The 17,843-nt window shown below is 69.7% G+C and carries 18 protein-coding genes; 13 read left to right on the forward strand and 5 right to left on the reverse strand.

Annotated elements, in window-relative coordinates; translation table 11 throughout:
- Positions 1-1,008: HlyD family secretion protein (locus G406_RS0100005; RefSeq protein WP_211241003.1), on the reverse strand; the 1,008-nt coding region annotated here is incomplete at its 3' end.
- Between the two features lie 143 nt (positions 1,009-1,151).
- On the opposite strand from G406_RS0100005, the gene G406_RS0100015 reads away from it, so the two are divergent.
- Positions 1,152-1,931 carry an HlyD family efflux transporter periplasmic adaptor subunit gene (locus G406_RS0100015; RefSeq protein WP_211241004.1) on the forward strand — a complete coding sequence of 260 codons (780 nt, stop codon included), beginning with the start codon at positions 1,152-1,154 and terminating at the stop codon, positions 1,929-1,931.
- 83 nt (positions 1,932-2,014) lie between these two features.
- On the opposite strand, the gene G406_RS43735 is transcribed toward G406_RS0100015, so the two are convergent.
- On the reverse strand, positions 2,015-2,410 hold the full coding sequence (locus G406_RS43735) for a response regulator (RefSeq protein WP_051341220.1): 396 nt from the start codon (positions 2,408-2,410) through the stop codon (positions 2,015-2,017).
- A gap of 102 nt (positions 2,411-2,512) precedes the next feature.
- Here G406_RS43735 and G406_RS0100025 point away from each other — a divergent pair, with 102 nt between their 5' ends.
- Entirely contained in the window at positions 2,513-3,163 is a 651-nt protein-coding gene (locus tag G406_RS0100025; RefSeq protein WP_028932181.1) for a response regulator, read from the forward strand.
- On the forward strand, positions 3,160-6,015 hold the full coding sequence (locus G406_RS53500; RefSeq protein ID WP_051341222.1) for a PAS domain S-box protein: 2,856 nt from the start codon (positions 3,160-3,162) through the stop codon (positions 6,013-6,015). The genes G406_RS0100025 and G406_RS53500 overlap by 4 nt, the downstream gene beginning before the upstream one ends.
- A 459-nt stretch (positions 6,016-6,474) precedes the next feature.
- Here G406_RS53500 and G406_RS43745 read toward each other — a convergent pair whose 3' ends face one another.
- The gene (locus G406_RS43745) at positions 6,475-7,026 is read right to left on the reverse strand and encodes a L,D-transpeptidase (RefSeq protein ID WP_051341224.1); all 552 of its coding nucleotides are present in this window, start codon (positions 7,024-7,026) and stop codon (positions 6,475-6,477) included.
- Between the two features lie 237 nt (positions 7,027-7,263).
- Here G406_RS43745 and G406_RS0100040 point away from each other — a divergent pair, with 237 nt between their 5' ends.
- From G406_RS0100040 to uppS, 4 genes are all read left to right on the forward strand, one after another.
- Positions 7,264-8,448: a hypothetical protein gene (locus G406_RS0100040; RefSeq protein WP_156934613.1), complete on the forward strand. Its 1,185-nt coding sequence runs from the start codon at positions 7,264-7,266 to the stop codon at positions 8,446-8,448.
- A gap of 142 nt (positions 8,449-8,590) precedes the next feature.
- Entirely contained in the window at positions 8,591-8,773 is a 183-nt protein-coding gene (locus G406_RS0100045; protein ID WP_156934614.1) for a hypothetical protein, read from the forward strand.
- Between the two features lie 36 nt (positions 8,774-8,809).
- Entirely contained in the window at positions 8,810-9,925 is a 1,116-nt protein-coding gene (locus tag G406_RS0100050; protein WP_028932185.1) for a calcium:cation antiporter, read from the forward strand.
- Positions 9,926-9,972: 47 nt separating this feature from the next.
- The gene (gene uppS, locus G406_RS43750) at positions 9,973-10,767 is read left to right on the forward strand and encodes a polyprenyl diphosphate synthase (RefSeq protein WP_051341226.1); all 795 of its coding nucleotides are present in this window, start codon (positions 9,973-9,975) and stop codon (positions 10,765-10,767) included.
- Between the two features lies 1 nt (position 10,768).
- Here the strand turns inward: uppS and G406_RS43755 are convergent, their stop codons facing one another.
- Both G406_RS43755 and G406_RS0100065 read right to left on the reverse strand, forming a co-directional pair.
- Positions 10,769-11,485, reverse strand: a complete 717-nt coding sequence (locus G406_RS43755) for a GntR family transcriptional regulator (RefSeq protein WP_051341228.1) — start codon at positions 11,483-11,485, stop codon at positions 10,769-10,771.
- On the reverse strand, positions 11,482-12,021 hold the full coding sequence (locus G406_RS0100065) for an HD family phosphohydrolase (RefSeq protein WP_051341230.1): 540 nt from the start codon (positions 12,019-12,021) through the stop codon (positions 11,482-11,484). The genes G406_RS43755 and G406_RS0100065 overlap by 4 nt, the downstream gene beginning before the upstream one ends.
- A gap of 96 nt (positions 12,022-12,117) precedes the next feature.
- On the opposite strand from G406_RS0100065, the gene G406_RS0100070 reads away from it, so the two are divergent.
- Genes G406_RS0100070 through G406_RS0100095 form a run of 6 tightly spaced genes read left to right on the forward strand, consistent with a single transcriptional unit; the run spans position 12,118 to position 17,795 of the window.
- Positions 12,118-13,236: a TIGR03364 family FAD-dependent oxidoreductase gene (locus G406_RS0100070; protein ID WP_028932187.1), complete on the forward strand. Its 1,119-nt coding sequence runs from the start codon at positions 12,118-12,120 to the stop codon at positions 13,234-13,236.
- A gap of 7 nt (positions 13,237-13,243) precedes the next feature.
- Positions 13,244-13,927, forward strand: a complete 684-nt coding sequence (locus G406_RS0100075; RefSeq protein WP_028932188.1) for a phosphonatase-like hydrolase — start codon at positions 13,244-13,246, stop codon at positions 13,925-13,927.
- Positions 13,928-13,947: 20 nt separating this feature from the next.
- Positions 13,948-14,988: a 2-aminoethylphosphonate ABC transporter substrate-binding protein gene (locus tag G406_RS0100080; RefSeq protein ID WP_028932189.1), complete on the forward strand. Its 1,041-nt coding sequence runs from the start codon at positions 13,948-13,950 to the stop codon at positions 14,986-14,988.
- Positions 14,985-16,109, forward strand: coding sequence for an ABC transporter ATP-binding protein (locus G406_RS0100085; protein WP_028932190.1), 1,125 nt, complete (start codon positions 14,985-14,987; stop codon positions 16,107-16,109). Before G406_RS0100080 ends, G406_RS0100085 begins: the two co-directional genes overlap by 4 nt.
- Positions 16,109-17,017, forward strand: a complete 909-nt coding sequence (locus tag G406_RS0100090) for a 2-aminoethylphosphonate ABC transporter permease subunit (protein ID WP_051341233.1) — start codon at positions 16,109-16,111, stop codon at positions 17,015-17,017. Before G406_RS0100085 ends, G406_RS0100090 begins: the two co-directional genes overlap by 1 nt.
- Positions 16,992-17,795, forward strand: coding sequence for an ABC transporter permease (locus G406_RS0100095; protein WP_028932192.1), 804 nt, complete (start codon positions 16,992-16,994; stop codon positions 17,793-17,795). The genes G406_RS0100090 and G406_RS0100095 overlap by 26 nt, the downstream gene beginning before the upstream one ends.
- The last annotated feature ends 48 nt before the right edge of the window (positions 17,796-17,843 follow it).

Below are 17,843 nucleotides of genomic sequence, written 5' to 3' on the forward strand. Positions count from 1 at the left end.
GATCGTCGAGACCGTACCGCCGACCGGCGCGTACAACAGGGTGTTGTCCACATCCCGCTGCGCCGCCGCAACATCCGCCTGAGCCGACGCAACCGCCGCCGCGGCAGCCGCGATGTTGGACGGGCGGTCCGAGACAGCCTGGTCGGCCGTGTTCTCGACGGTGATCTTGTTCTGCTGCGCCGTCTCCCGGTCCAGCTGGGCCTTGGCCTTCTCGGACTCGTAGGTCACCTTCTGCAGGCGGTAGTTGTCCCGCGCCGTGCCCAGCGCCGTCTTGGCGTCGGTGTAGGCCTTCTTCTCGTCATCGCAGGTCATCGTGGACCCGAGGCCACCAAGCAGACCACTGGAACTCGCGCCGGCACCCGAACCGGGCGCCGCGGAGCCCGCAGCTCCCGCGGCATCAGCCGTCGGATCGCCCATGGGGCCATCCGGTGCCTGTTCCGGGTCGTCCGAGACCGCTTTCGGAGCCGGCTTGTTGAGGCAGTCGTAGTAGGCCTTCTTCGCCGTGTTGTACGACTTCGCGGCGTTCTTGTACGTCCTGCGCTGAGCGTCGACCTTCTTCTCGCTCACCGCCACGGTCTTGTCGTAGACCTTCTGGGCCTTGTCGTACACCTCTTGCGCCTGGTCGGCGGCCTTCTCGGCGCCGTCGGCCTGGGGGCTGTTCGTGGCCTGGTCGAGCTTCGCCTGCGCGCTGTCGAGCAGCGCCTGGTTCTTGTTCAGGGTCTGCCGGAACCCGAAGTCGTCCTCGCGGGCCAGCAGCTGGCCGGGCTTGACGACGTCTCCGACCCGCACGTTGAGCTCAACCAGCTTCGAGCCCTTGGAGAAGCCAAGGTTCTGCGAGGTCACCGGAGCCAACGCGCCCGAAGCCGACACCATGTTCGCCACCGTGCCGCGCTGCACCTTGGCCGTCGGCGGCGCGGTCGTCGGCGACCCACAGGCCGACACCCCCGCCACGACCACGCACAGCAGCCCTACGGCGGCGACCCTGAACCGCCTAGAGCCAATCCCCATCGGAGTCACACCAATGCTCCCAACTCTCGCCCACTGAGGTGACCAACGCATGGAATGGAAATAAGGTACGGTGCGTTTACTAAGCAGTTGGGCACGCCCGAGCGTGACCTCGTGTAACCACACCACCCGAACGGAGGCCAGGCATGGCGGGCCCAGATGCTGCTTCGAGTAGTACCGCGACCGAGCAGAAGCATGATCAGAACGGCGCGAACGGCTCGAACGGGGCGGCACCCGTCGCCGCCGAGCCCGCCGCCCCGCCGAAGAAGAAGATGAAGCGGTCCAGCCGGATCGCGCTGATCATCATCGGCATCATCGCGCTCCTCGCGGCGCTCGGCTTCGGTGGCGCGTACTTCCTGTACTCCAGCAAGTTCGTCACCACCGACAACGCGCAGGTCGACGGCGACAAGATCAGCATCAACGCCCCGATGACCGGCACCCTCACCAGCTGGTCCATCAACCAGGGCAGCTCCGTGAAGGAGAACCAGGCGGTCGGGCGCATCCAGGTGCAGGGCAGCATGCAGTCCCAGAAGATCATCAAGGCCCCGGGCAACGGCACGGTCGCGGTCAACAACGGTGTCGAGGGTTCGTTCGTCACCGCCGGCAAGGAGCTGGCCACCGCCTACGACTTCAGCAAGATCTACGTGACCGCCCGGGTCGACGAGACCGACGTCCAGGACGTGCACCCCGGTGCGCAGGTGGATGTGAGCGTCGACGCCTTCTCCAGCACGCCGGTCACCGGCGTGGTGCAGGAGATCCAGGGTTCGGCCGCCGGCGTCTTCTCGCTGTTCCCCGAGTCGAACAGCTCGGGCAACTTCCAGAAGGTCACCCAGGTCATCCCGATCAAGATCGCGTTCACCAACACCAACGGCCTGGCGCTGGTACCCGGCATGAACGTCACGGTGCACATCCACAAGAACCCGTAAGCCCGACGCCCAAGATCACCACCGTCTGAGGGCTGATTTCCCGTGCGGAAACAGCCCTCAGGCGGTGGTGATCTTCGTTGGGCTCATGGGTGGTTGCGGTAGGAGCGCGCGCAGGCACGGATCGTGTTCAGCAGGCGCGGCGCGGCGTCGTGTTTCGCCACGAACGCGGCCGCGCCGGCCAGCGACGCGAGCGTTCGCATGCGGGCGTCGTCGTGCAGGCTCAGCACCACCACGGGCAGGTCGGGTTCGCGCGCGTGCACCTGGGCGGTGATGCTCATGCCGCCGGGGCCGGGCATCTCCAGATCCATCAGCACGACATCCGGGTGCACGGCGTCGATGAGCGGGCAGACGTCCACGTCGCCCGAGGACTCCCCGACGATCTCCAGATCGGGCTCGAGCCCCAGCCACATGCGCAGACCACGCCGGACCGCCGGCTGGTCATCGACCAGCAGCAGCCGTATCGTCGCGCGATCTGCCACACCCTTAGACTCGGGTAGTCGGCACGCCGGGACAAACGGCCTGCGGACGAGTAGCCACCAGCCTTCGACCGAGGCGGTATCGGCCATCAGACGGAGGTGGGTATGCCCGTTCGGGTGCTCATCGCGGACGACCACAGCGTGGTCCGGCAGGGTCTGCGCATGTTCCTCGGCCTCGACCCGGACCTCGAGGTCGTCGGCGAGGCGTGCGACGGCGCCGAGGCGATTCGGATGACCAGGGCGTTGACGCCCGACGTGGTGTTGATGGACCTGCTGATGCCGGGCACCGACGGGATCACCGCGACCCAGCGCATTCGCGACGAAATCCCCTCCACCGAGGTGCTCGCGCTGACCAGCGTGCTGGAGGACGCCTCGGTCGTCGGCGCGGTCCAGGCGGGCGCGGTCGGCTATCTGCTCAAGGACACGCAGGCCGAGCAGCTCTGCAAGGCGATCAAAGCGGCGGCACTCGGCCAGGTCCAGCTCGCGCCGGAGGCCGCCGCCCGGCTCGTGCGTGAGGTGCGCAGCCCGAACAGCCCGGAGATCCTCACCGACCGGGAGACCGAGGTACTGCGCGCGCTGGCCAAGGGCATGACGAACCGTGAGATCGGCCGGACCCTCAGCATCGGCGAGCGCACGGTGAAGACACACGTCAGCCACGTCCTCAGCAAGCTCGGTCTGCAGAGTCGCACCCAGGCTGCGCTCTACGCGGTGCGAATCGGGCTGGTACCGGAATCCGAGCTCAGCGACCCGACATGAGCTCGCCCGGCGACGGCTCGACCGGATGGCAGGTCCCCGCCGGTGATCCCCCGGTCGACGCCGACCTGCTGGACGTCCTGTTCCACCGGGCTCCGCTCGGCGTCGCCGTCTACGACCGCGACCTGATCCTGCGCAAGTTCAACGACACGTTCGCCGATCTCGTCGACCGGCACCGGGACGCACAGCACACGCCGCTGCGCCCGGGGCGCAGTCTCTTCGACTACTTCCCCGCCGCCGAACCACGCCTACGCGCGGTGGCCGCGCCCGTCCTGCGCGGCGGCACCCGGTGGTACCGGGGCGTACCCCACGACCTGGGCGGGGTTCGGTCCTACTGGGACCTGTTGCTCGTACCGTTACGTCGCGACGACCAGGTGATCGGCGTCGTCCAGATCACCACGGACGCAACCGATCGGACCAAGGCCGACGAGCGGGTGCAGCACAACGAGCGCCGGTTGCGGTCGATCCTGCGCAACTCGTCGGACATCACGCTGGTCATCGACGCCGCGCGCCGGCTGCGGTACGCGGCGCCGTCGGTTCGGCGGCTGCTCGACGTGCCCGAGGCCGAGGTCGACGCCTCCGACGTGACCGATCAGGTGCATCCGGACGATCGCGCCCAGGTCAGAGGACTGCTGACCCGCTGTGCCCGCACCTCGGGTGAAGGTCCCGTCTTCCGCTGCCGACTGCAGCTGAAGAACCACACGTGGCGGATGTTCGAGGTCGTTCCGGTCAACCTCCTCGAGGATCCCGACGTCGAGGGGATCGTGCTGACCGCTCGGGACATCACCGACCGCGAGGAGGCGAAAGCCGAGCTGCAGCGGCGGGACGCGATCCTCGACGCGGTCCGGTTCGCCGCGCAGCGCTTCCTGGAGTCCAGGTCGTCGTGGCGGGCCAACATCTACGAGGTGATGGAGCAGCTCGGCCGCGCGACGACGACCAGCCGGGTCTACATCTTCGAGAACTTCCAGGGCGCGGACGGCTCCCGGTGGACCAGCCAGTCGCACGAGTGGGTGGCCGCCGGGGTCGAACCACAGATCAACAACCCGGCACTGGCCGCGATCTCCTACCGCGACTCCGATTTCGCCGAGGCCGCGCAGCAGCTGGGTGCCGGCAAGGTCATCGCGGGCAACGTGTCCGACCTGCCTCCCGCGCGGCGCCAGGTGCTCGAGGAGCAGGGCATCCGGTCGATGGTTCTCGTGCCGGTGTTCGTGGGTGGCCGGTGGTGGGGCTTCATCGGTTTCGACGAGTGCGAGCACGAGCGCACATGGTCGGCGGCGGAGATCGGGGCACTGCGCGCCGCGGCGAGCACATTGAGCGCCGCGGTGCACCGCCAGCGGGCCGAGGACCAGCTACGCGAGCAGCAGGCGCAGTACCGGCAGGTGTTCGAGGCGACCGGTGACGGTCTGGTCATCACCGACCTGGACGGGCGCCTCGTGCGGGCGAATCCGGCGTTCTACCGCATGCACGGCTACCAGCCCGAGGAGCTGATCGGCCGCAGGGCCAGCACGTGGATTCATCCGGACTTCCACCAGGAGCGCAGCGCGTACACGGATGCGATCCTCGGCGGCGCGCGGCCCCGGTCCCAGGAGCTGGACGTACGCAAGGACGGCAGCACATTCCCGGTCCAGGTCCAGGGTTCGGCGTTCACCTTCCAGGGACGTCCGCACGTGCTGAGCGTGGTGCGCGACGACACCGAGCGGACCCAGGCCTTCGAGCTGCTGGAGAAACGCCTCACCGCGCTGTCCACGATCGCCGCGAGCCTCACCGTCAATCAGGCGCTGTCCGACACGCTCGACGTGATCGTGCGGGCGATCGTCGCGTCCACTCCGGCCGTCGCCGGCTCCGCCTACGTGCTCGACCGGGCGAGCGGCACGTTCCGCATCTTCGCCACGTCAGGCCTGCCGGACGGGTACATGGAGGCCGTCGAGCAGGGCCGCAAGCAGCGCCTGAACGTCGTCCCCCGCGAGTACACCTCCTCGGGGCCGTTGATCGTGCGGAACGCGGTGCGCGACGCGCTGGCCAACCCCGAGTACGCCGATCTTCATCCGCTGTTGAGCCAGGTCGAGTGGGACACCGTGGCGATCATCCCGTTCGAGTCGCAGCAGGGACGTCTCGGTTCGGTGCGCGCCTACTACCCGCGCGGCACCGAACCGTCGGCGGACGACCTCGCGTTCCTCAAGGCGGTCGCCGACCAGGGGTCGGTCGCCGTGGTGAACACGACCCTGCTGGCGGAAGCGCAGAGCAAGGCGGGACTGGAGGAGCGTCAACGCCTGGCCAGGGAGCTGCACGACTCCGTGTCGCAGGCCCTGTACGGCATCGCGCTGGGTGCCCGGACCGCTCGAACACTGGCGGAGCACAAGCCCGACCAGGTCGCGGAGCCACTCGACTACGTGCTGGCGCTGGCCGAGGCCGGCATGACCGAGATGCGTTCCCTGATCTTCGAGCTGCGGCCGGAATCGCTGGCCAACGAAGGTCTGGTCGCGGCGTTGGAGAAGCGGGTCGCCGTGCTGCGTGCCCGCCACCAGCTGGAGGTCAGCGCCGAGCTGGGCACCGAACCCTCGCTCGCTCTCGACCTGAAGGAGACCCTGTACCGGATCGCGCAGGAAGCGCTGCACAACACGGTGAAGCACGCGCACGCGAAACAGGTCCGGCTGCGGCTGTCGGTCATCGGCGACGAGGTGTTGCTCGAAGTTCATGACGACGGAGTCGGGTTCGACACCGCTGCTTCTCGGCCCGGCCACCTGGGGCTGCAGTCGATGCGCGAGCGGACCGGCAAGCACCAGGGGTCTCTCACGTTGAGCAGCACACCTGGGGAAGGCACGACCATCACTGTGATGCTGCCCGTCTCGCGGTGAGCTCCACTGTGTCCCCGCCAGCTGGCGGGGATCGCGGGAACGGGGAAGACTGCGGCGCCAAAGACGGTCACGGCTGCGCCGCGCCCCACCGGGTGCAGTGCGCACGTTTGGTGATCAACATTGGTGACGCCGCGCACCTCCCCCCACCACGCTGTGCGCGGTGTCGGCGTTTCCTTGATCACCACGGCCTGGTGGCTAATCTCGCGCGGAAAATCAGCCACCACACCGTGCTGATCATGCAAACACCGCGGGACCACACCACCCACACAGCTGGCTCCGCAAGTCACCCCGCAAGGGGGTTCAGTGCGAAGCACTGCAAAAACGCAACAGGCGAAGCAAAACGCAACCAGACAAGCGCGCGCCCGGCCGACGAAGTCGGCTTGTTTTTCTGGGAGTACCCCCGACGGCGAAGCCGAGGGGGTGGTCACAGAAAAACTCCGCGCGAAACCAGGCCAAAGGCTAGTGCACCTGGACCTCGTCGCCCAGTTGGAGCTTGTCGTAGAAAGCTGTGGCGTCGGCGTCGCTCAGGTGGACACAGCCTGCTGAGGCTCGCCTGACGCTACCGCCGTGGAAGGCCACGCCGCCTTCGGCGAAGAACACCGCGTAGGGCATCGGTGCACCCTGTCCGTTCGGCAGCTTGAATTCGGCGCTCTTGTGCGCCTTGTCCTTCCACTGCACGTTGAACGTGCCGACGGGGGTCGGCTCCTTGGGTGACCCGGAGCTCACCGACACCGGTCCCCGGTCGATGTTGCCGTCCTCGTCGATGAGCCACGCCTTCTGGCTCTTGAGGTCGACGCAGGCCCGGGCGGTGTCGGTGCAGGGGGTTCCGGCGATCACTCCGCTGTCGTTCGAGCTCTGCCGGCCTCGATCGCCGTCGTGGTCGTTGTCGTTGTCGTCGGCCAGAGCCGGTGCGGCGAATGCCAGGGCGGTCAGCAGCACGGTCGCCGTCACCGACGCGATCCGTACCGGTATCGAGACCCGCCGAACACCCGAACCGCTGTTCCTTACCATTCCCGTCCTTTCCACTGATATCCAGCGAGATCAACGAGAGTGATGAGCGAAGGTGACGAGGTTAGCTACTCCGGGTATTTATTTCTTCACCTTATTGTTACGTTTACTCGAATCTATTCAGTATGGAACTACCGTGAGTAGCCGCGGCCCCAGGAGAACCCCGATCGAGCACGGAGCGGCGCGGGCGCGGGGCGCAACCCCGGCGGGCTCTCAGCATCCGCGTCGGAGACTGGTTCGGTGCCACTCCTCCGCTCGCGGGACCCCGCCTCGCCACCCCTGCCCGAACTCCCCGAACCCGCTTCGCGGTCGCGGGCCTGGCTCTGGCGGTCGGTGATCGGGGTGCTCGCCGTCGCCGTGGTCGTCATCGGCTGGTCGGTGGTCGGGGCGTTGACCGCGCCGGGGAGCGACAGCGTCGCGGCCCGGCTCGCCGAGTGGGGGCGTGACCACGGGTTCGACGGTGTGATCACGTGGCTGGAGCAGGAGAACTACCGGCCGCCACCCACCGGAGGGGAACCACCCGGCGGGATCACCGCGCCGGAGGGTGTGGTCCGGCCGGGCCGTCCGAAGGCCCAGGGGCACGGCGCCGGGCTGACGCCACCGTCCGAGCTGCGGCCGGTGGCCCATCTGACTCCCTTGCCCGGTGAAGGGGTGTGGCATCCGGTCGCCGCGGTCCACGGTCATCCGGCCGTCGAGGTTGCGACCATGCGGCCGGACGCCGAGCACACCGCGTTCACGGCGGGACTCATGTGGATCGACCCGACGTACGTCCGGGGTCAGCTGCACCCGGGCTCGCTGGACCCGGGCGGTCAGTGGCGCACTCCCGACCTGATCACGCCGTCGCTGGCGCGGCAGGCAGTCGCGGTGTTCAACGCGGGTTTCCGGTTGAACGGCGCCAGCCGGGGTGGCTACTACAGCGAGGGGCGGACCGCTGTGCCGCTGCGGGACGGCGCGGCGAGCCTCGTGCTCGACAAGAACGGCGCGGCCCAGGTCGGGGCGTGGAACAAGGACGTGCGAATGGGACCCGAGGTCGCCAGCGTGCGGCAGAACCTGGTCCTGCTCGTCGACGGCGGGCGGGTCAACCCGACCTGCGCGAGCGGCGGGACGGCCGAGTGGGGCAGCACGATCGGGCAGGTGGCGTACATCCATCGCTCCGGGTTCGGGGTGCGCGCCGACGGCGCCGAGGTGTACGTCGGCGGGCCCGCGTTGTCGGTGTGCAGCCTCGGGAACCTGCTGGCGGCGGCGGGCGTGGTGCGTGGCATGGAGCTGGACATCAACCCGAACTGGGTCAGCGGCACCTACTTCCATCGCAACCCCAAGGGCGAACCGTCGGGGTACCGACTGTTCTCCGCCGAGCAGGTCTCGCCACAGCACTACTTCATCGCATCCAGCCGCGACTTCTACGGCTGGTACGCGCGGCCCTGACGCTCACTGTGGGTAGCTTCGGCGGCGGCGACGCCGGTCCGGAATTCGTCCGGATGCCCGCTCAAGTCGCGACTCCGCGAACAGAGTGTTGTCCACAGTTGTGGATAACACTCGCCCCATCCGTATCGTTAGGGTGACGTCCGTGAGCCACACGCCGATCTACGACGAGCTGCGCGAGCTCCGGATCACGCGGAGCTCGGACCGGGGTCCGGGCGCGCGCCGCTACAGCGTCCGCCTGACGTCCTCACCGTCCGGCACCGGCACGGTCGATCACCTCGCCGGTCGGCGTGGACTGGGCGGACGGCACCGCAGAACGGCCAGCTGAACGGGGTCGTCGATCACGTTGTGGCAGCCTTGAGGTGTGGCCGCAACCAAGACGTCGAACACCGGAAGCGCGTGGCGCACGACCGTCACGCCGATCGCCGCACTGATTCTGCTCGCGCTGGTCTGGGGCCGCGATCTGGCTCCCGCGCTGGTCGGTGTGGTGGCGCTGGTGCTGATCGCGGCGGTTCTCGTCGCGGTCCACCATGCCGAGGTGGTGGCGCACCGGGTCGGTGAGCCGCTCGGGTCGCTGATCCTCGCGGTCGCCGTCACGGTCATCGAGGTGGGCCTGATCCTCAGTCTGATGATCAGTGGCGGCCCGGACACGGCCGGCCTGGCGCGGGACACCGTGTTCGCCGCCGTGATGATCACCTGCAACGGGATCGTCGGTCTGTGCCTCGTGGTCGGCGCACTGCGGCACGGGATCGTCGCGTTCAACGCCGAGGGCAGCAGTGGGGCGCTGGCCACCGTCGTCGCGTTGGCCACCCTGTGTCTGGTCCTGCCCAGCGTCACGACCAGCTCGCTCGGCCCGACGTTCTCCGGCAGCCAGCTGGCGTTCGCGGCCATCGTCTCGTTGGCGCTGTACTCGGTGTACGTGTTCGTCCAGACGGTCCGGCACCGCGACTACTTCCTCCCGGTACCCGCTGAGGACGAGCCGCCGACCGAGGGTGAGGTCGAGGTGCACCTGCCGCCGCCGTCGACCCGCGCGGCGTTGCTGAGCCTGGTCCTGTTGACGATCTCACTGGTCGCCGTGGTGGGGCTGGCCAAGACCGTGTCACCGGCGATCGAGTCCGGCGTCACCGCGATCGGGGCGCCGCTGTCCGCGGTGGGTGTGGCCATCGCGCTGGTCGTGCTGCTGCCCGAGACACTCGCCGCGGTCAGGGCCGCGACACGGGACCGCCTGCAGACGAGCTACAACCTGGCGCTCGGTTCCGCACTCGCCAGCATCGGGCTGACCATCCCGGTCATCGCCGTCGCGATGATCTGGCTGCCCGGTCCGCTGGTGCTCGGGCTGAACCCCACGGAGATGGTCCTGCTCGCCCTCAGTGCACTGGTCGGTACTCTTACCGTGGTCGCCGGCCGCGCCACCGTGCTGCAGGGCGCCGTGCATCTACTGATATTCCTGTCGTTCCTGTTCACCGCGGTCACCCCCTGATCGCCCGACACGGTTCGGCCACCGGTCTCCTGGGAGCTGGTTCGAGCATGCCGTTGGTTCGCGATCTCGGTTATCGCTGGTACGCCCATCTGTTGCGCCGGCAGCTGTCCGGCGCGACGTTGCCCCGCCACATCGGGCTGATCATGGACGGCAACCGGCGCTGGGCCCGGCAGATGGGTATGGCGAACCCGAGCATCGGGCACCGGTACGGCGCCGAGCACGTCACGAAGGTGCTCGGGTGGTGTACCCGCACCGGCATCGACCACGTGACGGTGTACCTGTGCTCGACCGAGAACCTGGCGCGGCGCAACGACGCCGAGGTCACGTTCCTCATGGACGTCATCGAGCAGGTGGTGGCGACCCGCGTCGCCGCGCCGAGTCTCGGCTGGCGGGTGCATGTCGCCGGCCTGCTCGATGCGCTGCCCGCGTCGACCGCCCGCGCGTTGAAGGACGCTGTGGAGACGACGCAGCACATCACCACCGGCCGGCACCTGACACTCGCGGTCGGCTACGGCGGTCGCCAGGAAGTGGTCGACGCGGTCCGCGAGCTGCTGCACGACCGGGGCACCGAGGGCGCGACGCTCACCGAGGTCGCCGAGTCGCTGACCGAGCAGGACATCTCGCGGAGGCTCTACACGGCGGGACGCCCGGATCCGGACCTGGTGATCCGGACCAGCGGCGAGCAGCGGCTCTCGAACTTCCTGCTGTGGCAGAGCGCCTACTCGCAGCTGCACTTCTGCGAGGCGTTCTGGCCCGCGTTCCGCGAGGTCGACTTCCTGCGCGCGCTGCGCAACTTCAGCCACCGAGCCGAACGCGACACCGGCTGCACGATCCGCCCCTGAGTCAGTCGTGCGCCCGTAGCGTGGTGACGAAGCTGAAGCGGTCGCCCCGGAACAGTGAACGGACGCGCTCCACCGGACGCCCGTCGCTGTCCAGGGTGATCCGGTTGAGCAGCAGCATGGGTGCGCCCGGGTTCGTGGCGAGCAGCTGTGCCTCACGGGGGGCGGCCAGCACCGTCTCGATCCGCTCGGTCGCCGCGTCGAATCTCGTGCCGACACCGCGCAGATAGACGTACAACGACGTGCTGGGATCGAAGTCCGCGAGCAGCCGGGGGAAGCGGGCCTCCGGCAGGTAGGTGTCCTCCAGGCCGACCGGCAGGTCGTCCGCGAGCAGGACGCGTTCCAGATGCACGACCGAGGCACCCTCGCGCAGGTCCAGCTCGGCGGCCAACTCGTCCGAGGCGGCGATCCGCTCCGAGGTGACCAGGCGACGGCCCGGCCGCCTGCCCTGGTCGCGCAGCCCCTCGGTGTACGAGCCGAGCGCGAGCGCCTGCACGACCTTCGGTCCCGCGACCACGGTGCCCCGGCCCTGACGACGCAACCGGCCCGCCACCAGCAGCTCCTGCACCGCCTGACGCACCGTCACCCTGGACACCTCGAAGCGCTGTGCCAGCTCCCGCTCCGGCGGGATCGCCGCGCCCTCGCCGAGCTCGTCCAGCAGAGCCCCCAGATGATCGGCCACGACCCGGTACTTGGGCTCGCGTGCCTCCTGGACGCTCATCGTGGCACTCCGACCAGTCGGTCGACGACCTCGATCGCCCAGTGGAGTTCCGGTACCGGCGCGTTCGGATCCTTCGCGGCGTCGTCACACCGTCGCAGCTCCAAGGCCGCGTCCCACCACGGATGACGGGTCCATTCCGGTCCGACCGGAGCCACGCCGCCCTGCCGCGCCAACGAGCGGACACTGGTCTCGGACAGGGCATCGGCGTAGGCCTGGTCGACCTGGGCGAGGTGTCGTTTGGCCGCCACGTGCGCGCCGGCCAGCCAGCCGACCCTCGGCCCGAATCTGGGCGTGAGCCAGTCGCGTGCCACCTGGTCGTGCGGCTGTCCGCTCGCCGCGAGCAACGGCGAGTGCGCCACGTCGTGCAGCAGCGCGGCGACCACGAGCTCGTCGTCTCCCGGATGCCTCGCCGCGGCGTACCCCGCGGCGAGGAGCGCGTGGTCCAGCTCGTCCACTGCCTCCTCGTCCCACACCCCGCGCAGCGACCGGAGTACCTCAGCCGTCTCGGCCGACACTTCCCTGTGCTTCCCCACCATGCGACCACTCTAGCAAGAATGGTCTAGACCAAAACTTCATCTTCCGTTCACTCATTCGTGGATGTTTGGTCTAGACCAAACAGTCATTGTGGGTGCATGCAGATTGTGGTGATCGGAGGCGGCGTGCTCGGCACGATGCACGCCGTCGAGGCGGTGAAGCGCGGCCACCAGGTCGTGCACCTGGAACGGGAGCCCGAGGCGCGAGGCGCGAGTGTCCGCAACTTCGGGCTGATCTGGGTCTCCGGGCGCAGTGCGGTCGAGCTCCCGGAGACGTTGCGGGCCCGCGAGCTGTGGGAGGAGCTGGGCGAGCGGATTCCGGGCATCGGCTTCCGTCCGCGAGGGTCGCTGACCGTGCTGCGGACCGACGCCGAGGTGGCCGTCGCCAAGGAGGCGGCCAGCCGCCCGGACGCGGGACACCGCGGGTTCGAGCTGCTCGACGCCCACGCCGCGCGGGAGCGCAACCCCGCGCTGCGCGGTGAGTTCCTCGCTGCTCTGTGGTGCGCGAAGGACGCGTCGGTCGAGTCGAGGGTCGCACTGCCCGCGATCCGTGAGCAGCTGCTGCTGACCGACCGCTACCGGTACCTGCCGAACCGGACGGCGCTGCGCATCACCGGTTCCACGACCGTCGAGGACGACCAGGGCGACCGGCATTCGGCGGATCTCGTGGTGTTCTGCCCCGGCGCCGCACTAGGCGGCCTGGCCACTGAGCTGACCGGTGGGATGGCGGTACGCCGCGTCCGGCTGCAGATGATGCAGACCGAACCGCTCGGCGAGCCACTCACGACTGCTTTCGCGGACGGGGACTCGCTGCGCTACTACCCCGGATTCGCCGGTGCCGCGCTGGAGCGCCTGCGCGCCGAGGAGCCGCAGCAACCGGTCGCTGCGGCCCACCACATGCAGCTGCTGTGTGTGCAGCGAGCCGACGGCGGACTGACCATCGGCGACACGCACAGCTACGACGAGCCGTTCCCGTTCGACCTCGACGAAGCGCCCTACGACTACCTCGCCACCGTGGTCACCGAGCTGCTCGGCCGTCCGTTGCCTCGGGTGCGTCGGCGCTGGGCAGGCGTCTACGCCCAGAGCCTCGATCCCGACGAGGTGGTCGTGCGCCGCGAGGTCCAGCCGGGGCTCTGGATCGTCACCGGCCCGGGAGGGCGCGGCATGACCCTGTCCCCCGCCATCGCCGAACGCACCGCTGACCTCGCAGACCTTTAGGAGACCGATGACCGAGCAGTCACACCGCATCCGACTCGCCGTGCTCGACATGGCGGGCACCACGGTCGCCGACGACGGGCTGGTCGAGCGCGCGTTCGCCGCCGCACTGGCCGACGCCGACGCCGACACTCCACACGCCTGGAGCCACATCAGGGACACGATGGGCCAGTCCAAGATCGAGGTGTTCCGGGAGCTGGTCGGCGCGAACGGCGCCGAGCGGGCGAACACGGTGTTCGAACAGACCTACGCCGACCTGGTGGACGCCGGCCACACCCACCCGATCCCCGGTGCGCCCGAGGCCATCACCACCCTGCGCGACCACGGTGTCGCGGTTGCCTTGACCACCGGCTTCGGCAGGGAGACACAGGCGCGGCTGGTCTCGGCACTCGGTTGGGAGAGCCTGGTCGATCTGCTGCTCTGCCCCGCCGACGCCGGCCGGGGCAGGCCTTACCCGGACATGATCCTCACCGCGTTGCTGCGGCTGGGCGTCGACGACGTCGCCGCGATCGCGGTGGCCGGCGACACCAGCAGCGACGTCCTGTCCGGTGTCCGCTCCGGTGCCTCGGTCGTCGCGGGCGTGCTGACCGGCGCGCACGACGCCGACGCGCTTCGCGGAGCCGGCGCCACCCACGTCCTCGGCTCGATCGCCGAGCTGCCCGACCTGTTGCTCTCCGCCCCCGTGCACCGCTGACCGCCTCTCCAGGAGACGCCATGCGCATCCGTTCCGCACTACTGGCCATACCCCTGACCTGCGTTCTCGCGCTCCTCGCCGCCTGCGGTGGCACGGCGCCAACCGGGTCCGGCGACAACGCCCGCACCGTCACCGTCTACAGCGCGGACGGTCTCGGCCCCTGGTACCAGAAGCGCTTCGCCGAGTTCACCCAGCAGACCGGCATCACCGTCACCTACATCGAGGCCGGGTCGGGTGAGGTGGTCTCCCGGGTCGACAAGGAACGGCCGAACCCGCAGGCCGACGTCCTGGTCACGTTGCCGCCGTTCATCCAGCAGGCGGCCGGGCTCGGTCTGCTGCAGCCCAGCGGCGTCGACCTGACTCCGGTGCCGGCCGCGGACCGCGACCCCGGTGGGCTCTGGACGTCGCTGGTCGGCAACTACCCGGTGATGATCGCCCATCCGGCGTCGTCGCCGGCACCCACCACCTGGCAGGCGCTGCTCGATCCCGCGTTCTCCGGCAAGCTCCAGTACTCGACACCGGGCGAGGCCGGTGACGGCACGGCGCTGCTCCTGCAGCTGCAGCACGTCTACGGCGAGGCAGGCGCGCTCGACTATCTGAGCCGCTTGCAGCGCAGCTCGGTGGGTCCGTCCTCCTCGACCGGCAAACTGCAGCCGAAGGTCGCCAAGGGTGAGCTGCTCGTCGCCAACGGCGACCTGCAGATGAACCTGCAGTCGATCCTGTCCGACCACGCCGACTTCCAGGTCTTCTGGCCCGCTGACGACCGAGGTGTCCGGTCGACCTTCTCGCTGCCGTACGCGGCCGGTCTCGCGGTCGGGGCGCCGCACGCCGACAACGGACGGAAGCTGCTGCAGTTCCTGCTGTCGGCCCCCGTCCAGCAGACGGTGAGCGCGCAGGCGTACGGCGTGCCGGTGCGCGCCGACGTCCATCCGACCGACGCGGTCGCTGCCCGGATCGCCCAGCTCATGCAGGGTGTGGAGATCTGGCAGCCGGACTGGAACTCCGTCGCCAAGAACCTCGACACCCAGCTGGACGCCTACCGCAAGGCGACGAACACATGACCAGGCCGATGACCGAACACCTCCCCGGCGCCACCGAGACCGCCCGACCACCCGCCGTGCGGTTCGACGGCGTCGGCGCCGACTACGGGAACACACGGGCGCTGCGTGACTTCACCGTCGACATCCCGGCCGGTGAGACCCTGGCGCTGCTCGGTCCGAGCGGTTCCGGGAAGTCCACCGCGCTCAAGGTCCTCGCCGGCTTCCTGCGGCCGGTCGCGGGCCGGGTGCTGGTCGACGGCGCCGACGTGACGGACCTGCCACCGGCGCGGCGCGGGCTGGGCGTCGTGGTGCAGTCCTACGCGCTGTTCCCGCACATGCGCGTCGCCGACAACGTCGCGTTCGGGTTGCGGGCCCGCCGGCTGCCGCGCGCCGAGGTCGGTGCGCGGGTCACCGAGGTCCTCGACCTCGTCGGGATGCGGGACTTCGCGTCCCGTTACCCGAGCCAGCTCTCCGGCGGGCAGCAGCAGCGGATCGCGATCGCCAGGGCGCTCGCGATCCGGCCTCCCGTGCTCCTGCTCGACGAGCCCCTGTCCGCGCTCGACGTGCACCTGCGGCACGGCATGCTGACCGAGCTGCAGCGGCTGCGCGACGAGCTGCCCGACATCGCGATCCTCTACGTCACGCACGACCAGGTGGAGGCGCTCACCCTCGCCGACCGGATCGGCGTGATGCGCGACGGTGCGCTGGTCGACGTCGACGACACGCGCCGGCTGTGGGAACACCCACCGAGCCGGTTCACCGCCGCGTTCCTCGGCGGCGCCAACCTGCTGCCCTCCGTCGTACTGGCGGGTCGACATCCGGGCGGTGTTCGGGTGCGGGTCGGAGAGGTCGAGATCGTGGCCGCCGGGGACGGCCTGCCCCCGGGTTCCTCGGCGCTGCTCGCGGTCCGGCCGCACGCCATCCGGGTCACCTCGACGTCGTTCGGACCGGACGTACTGCCCGCCACGGTCAAGACGGTGCAGTGGCGGGGCCCGGACAGCAGGCTGAGCCTCGCGGTCGACGCGCTGCCCGACCTGCTGGTCGAGGTGGACCAGCCGGGCGCGACCAGGCATGCGGTGGGCGATCGCATCGGGGTGCACGTACCGGACGGCGCCGGGGTACTCGTGTCCGAGGACTCGTGATGGCGGTACTCGACCCGCCTCGGCCGATCGCTCCCGCCCCGGCTCCGGCACGAATGCGGGCGCTGGGACTGTTCTGGCGGTACGCACCGCTCGCCGTCGTGGTGGTCGGGGTCGCCTGGCCGATGCTCGCCGTGCTGGCCGAGTCGTTGGTGACCGGACGCGACGGCCGGGGCGCGCAGCGGTGGGGCTCGGTGCTGAGCTCCGGCGCGTTTCTCGACGCGCTCGGGCGGACCGCGCAGATCGCGGTGTGCACCACCATCGGATGTCTTGTTCTCGGCACGTTCCTCGCGCTGGTGCTCGCCTTCGTGCCGTTTCCCGGTGCTCGGCTCGTCGGACGGCTGATCGACTCGGTCCTCGCGCTCCCGTCCTTCCTGATCACGCTGGCGTTCACGTTCTTGTACGGCAGCGCCGGGGTGCTCAGCTCGGTCGTCGCCGGTCTCGGCGGAGGCCGGATGCCCGCGCTGCTGACGACGCCGTGGGGTGTCGTGCTCGCCGAGGTCACCTTCTTCACGCCGTTCGTGGTCCGGCCGCTGCTCGCGGCGTTGACACTCGTGCCGCGCGAGCAGCTGGACGTGGCGTCGAGTCTCGGCGCGGGGCCGATGCGGGTGCTGCGTCAGATCGTGCTGCCGGAGGTGCTTCCCGCGCTGGCGGCGGGCGGCAGTCTGGTGTTGCTGCTGGCGCTCAACGAGTTCGGCATCGTGCTGTTCACCGGGGCGAAGGACGTCATCACGCTGCCGGTCCTGATCTACACGAGGGGCGTCGTCACGCTCGATCTGCCGACCGCGTCGGTCGTGGCCACCGCTCAGGTCGTGCTGTCGCTCGCGCTCTACTCCGTCTACCGGGCGTCCTTCGCCCGGCTCGATACCCGAGGAGGTTCCGGTCGTGCTGCTGTGGTCCCGGGGCTCTAGAGCCGTCGTTCTGACGCTGTTCGCGCTGGTCGTCGTCGTGGTGGTGATCGCGCCGCTGCTCACCCTGCTCGTGGCGGCGATCGCCGAGTCCTGGACCTCGGCGCTGCCGTCCGGGCTCACCGGCGCGCACCTGGCGGAGGCACTCGACCCGGACGGGCTCGCGTCCCTGCTGGTCAGCGTGCAGACCGCGATCCTCGCGGGCGGAGCGTCGCTGCTGGTCGGGACCTGGGCGGCGCTGGCGGCGGCCGACGCCTCGCCCATGGTCCGCCGGGTGACCTCGGCACTGTGTCACCTGCCGATCGCGGTGCCCTCGGTGGTCATCGGTCTCGGGCTGCTGATCGCCTTCAACCGCGCACCGCTGGTGCTGGGTGGAACCCGCTGGATCGTCATCCTCGCGCACGCGGTACTGGTGCTCGCGTTCACGTTCAGCACGGTCGCGGCCGCCCTGCACCGGCTCGACCCGGAGCTGCCGAGAGCGGCCCGGGGCCTCGGGGCGAGCGAAGCGCGCGTCCTGTGGCAAATCCGCCTGCCGCTGCTGCTGCCGGCGCTCGCCGCCGCGTCGGGGCTGGCCGTGGCGTTGTCGATGGGCGAGCTGGGCGCGACGATCATGATCTACCCGCCCAGCTGGCGGACCCTGCCGGTGACGATCTTCGCGCTCAGCGACCGGGGTGACGTGTTCCGCGCGTCGGCCAGCACGGTCGTCCTGCTCGCCACCACGGTGGTGCTGCTGCTGGCGTTGGGTCGCGTCCGTTCACGCGCGGAGTCCGTTCGCCACTGAACTGGATAGCGCCACACCGGAGCGGTCCGAGAGAGGGCATAGTGACCA

It is taken from the genome of Actinospineispora spinosispora DSM 44797, assembly GCF_000429025.1.
Taxonomy (GTDB): Bacteria; Actinomycetota; Actinomycetes; order Mycobacteriales; family Pseudonocardiaceae; genus Pseudonocardia; species Pseudonocardia spinosispora.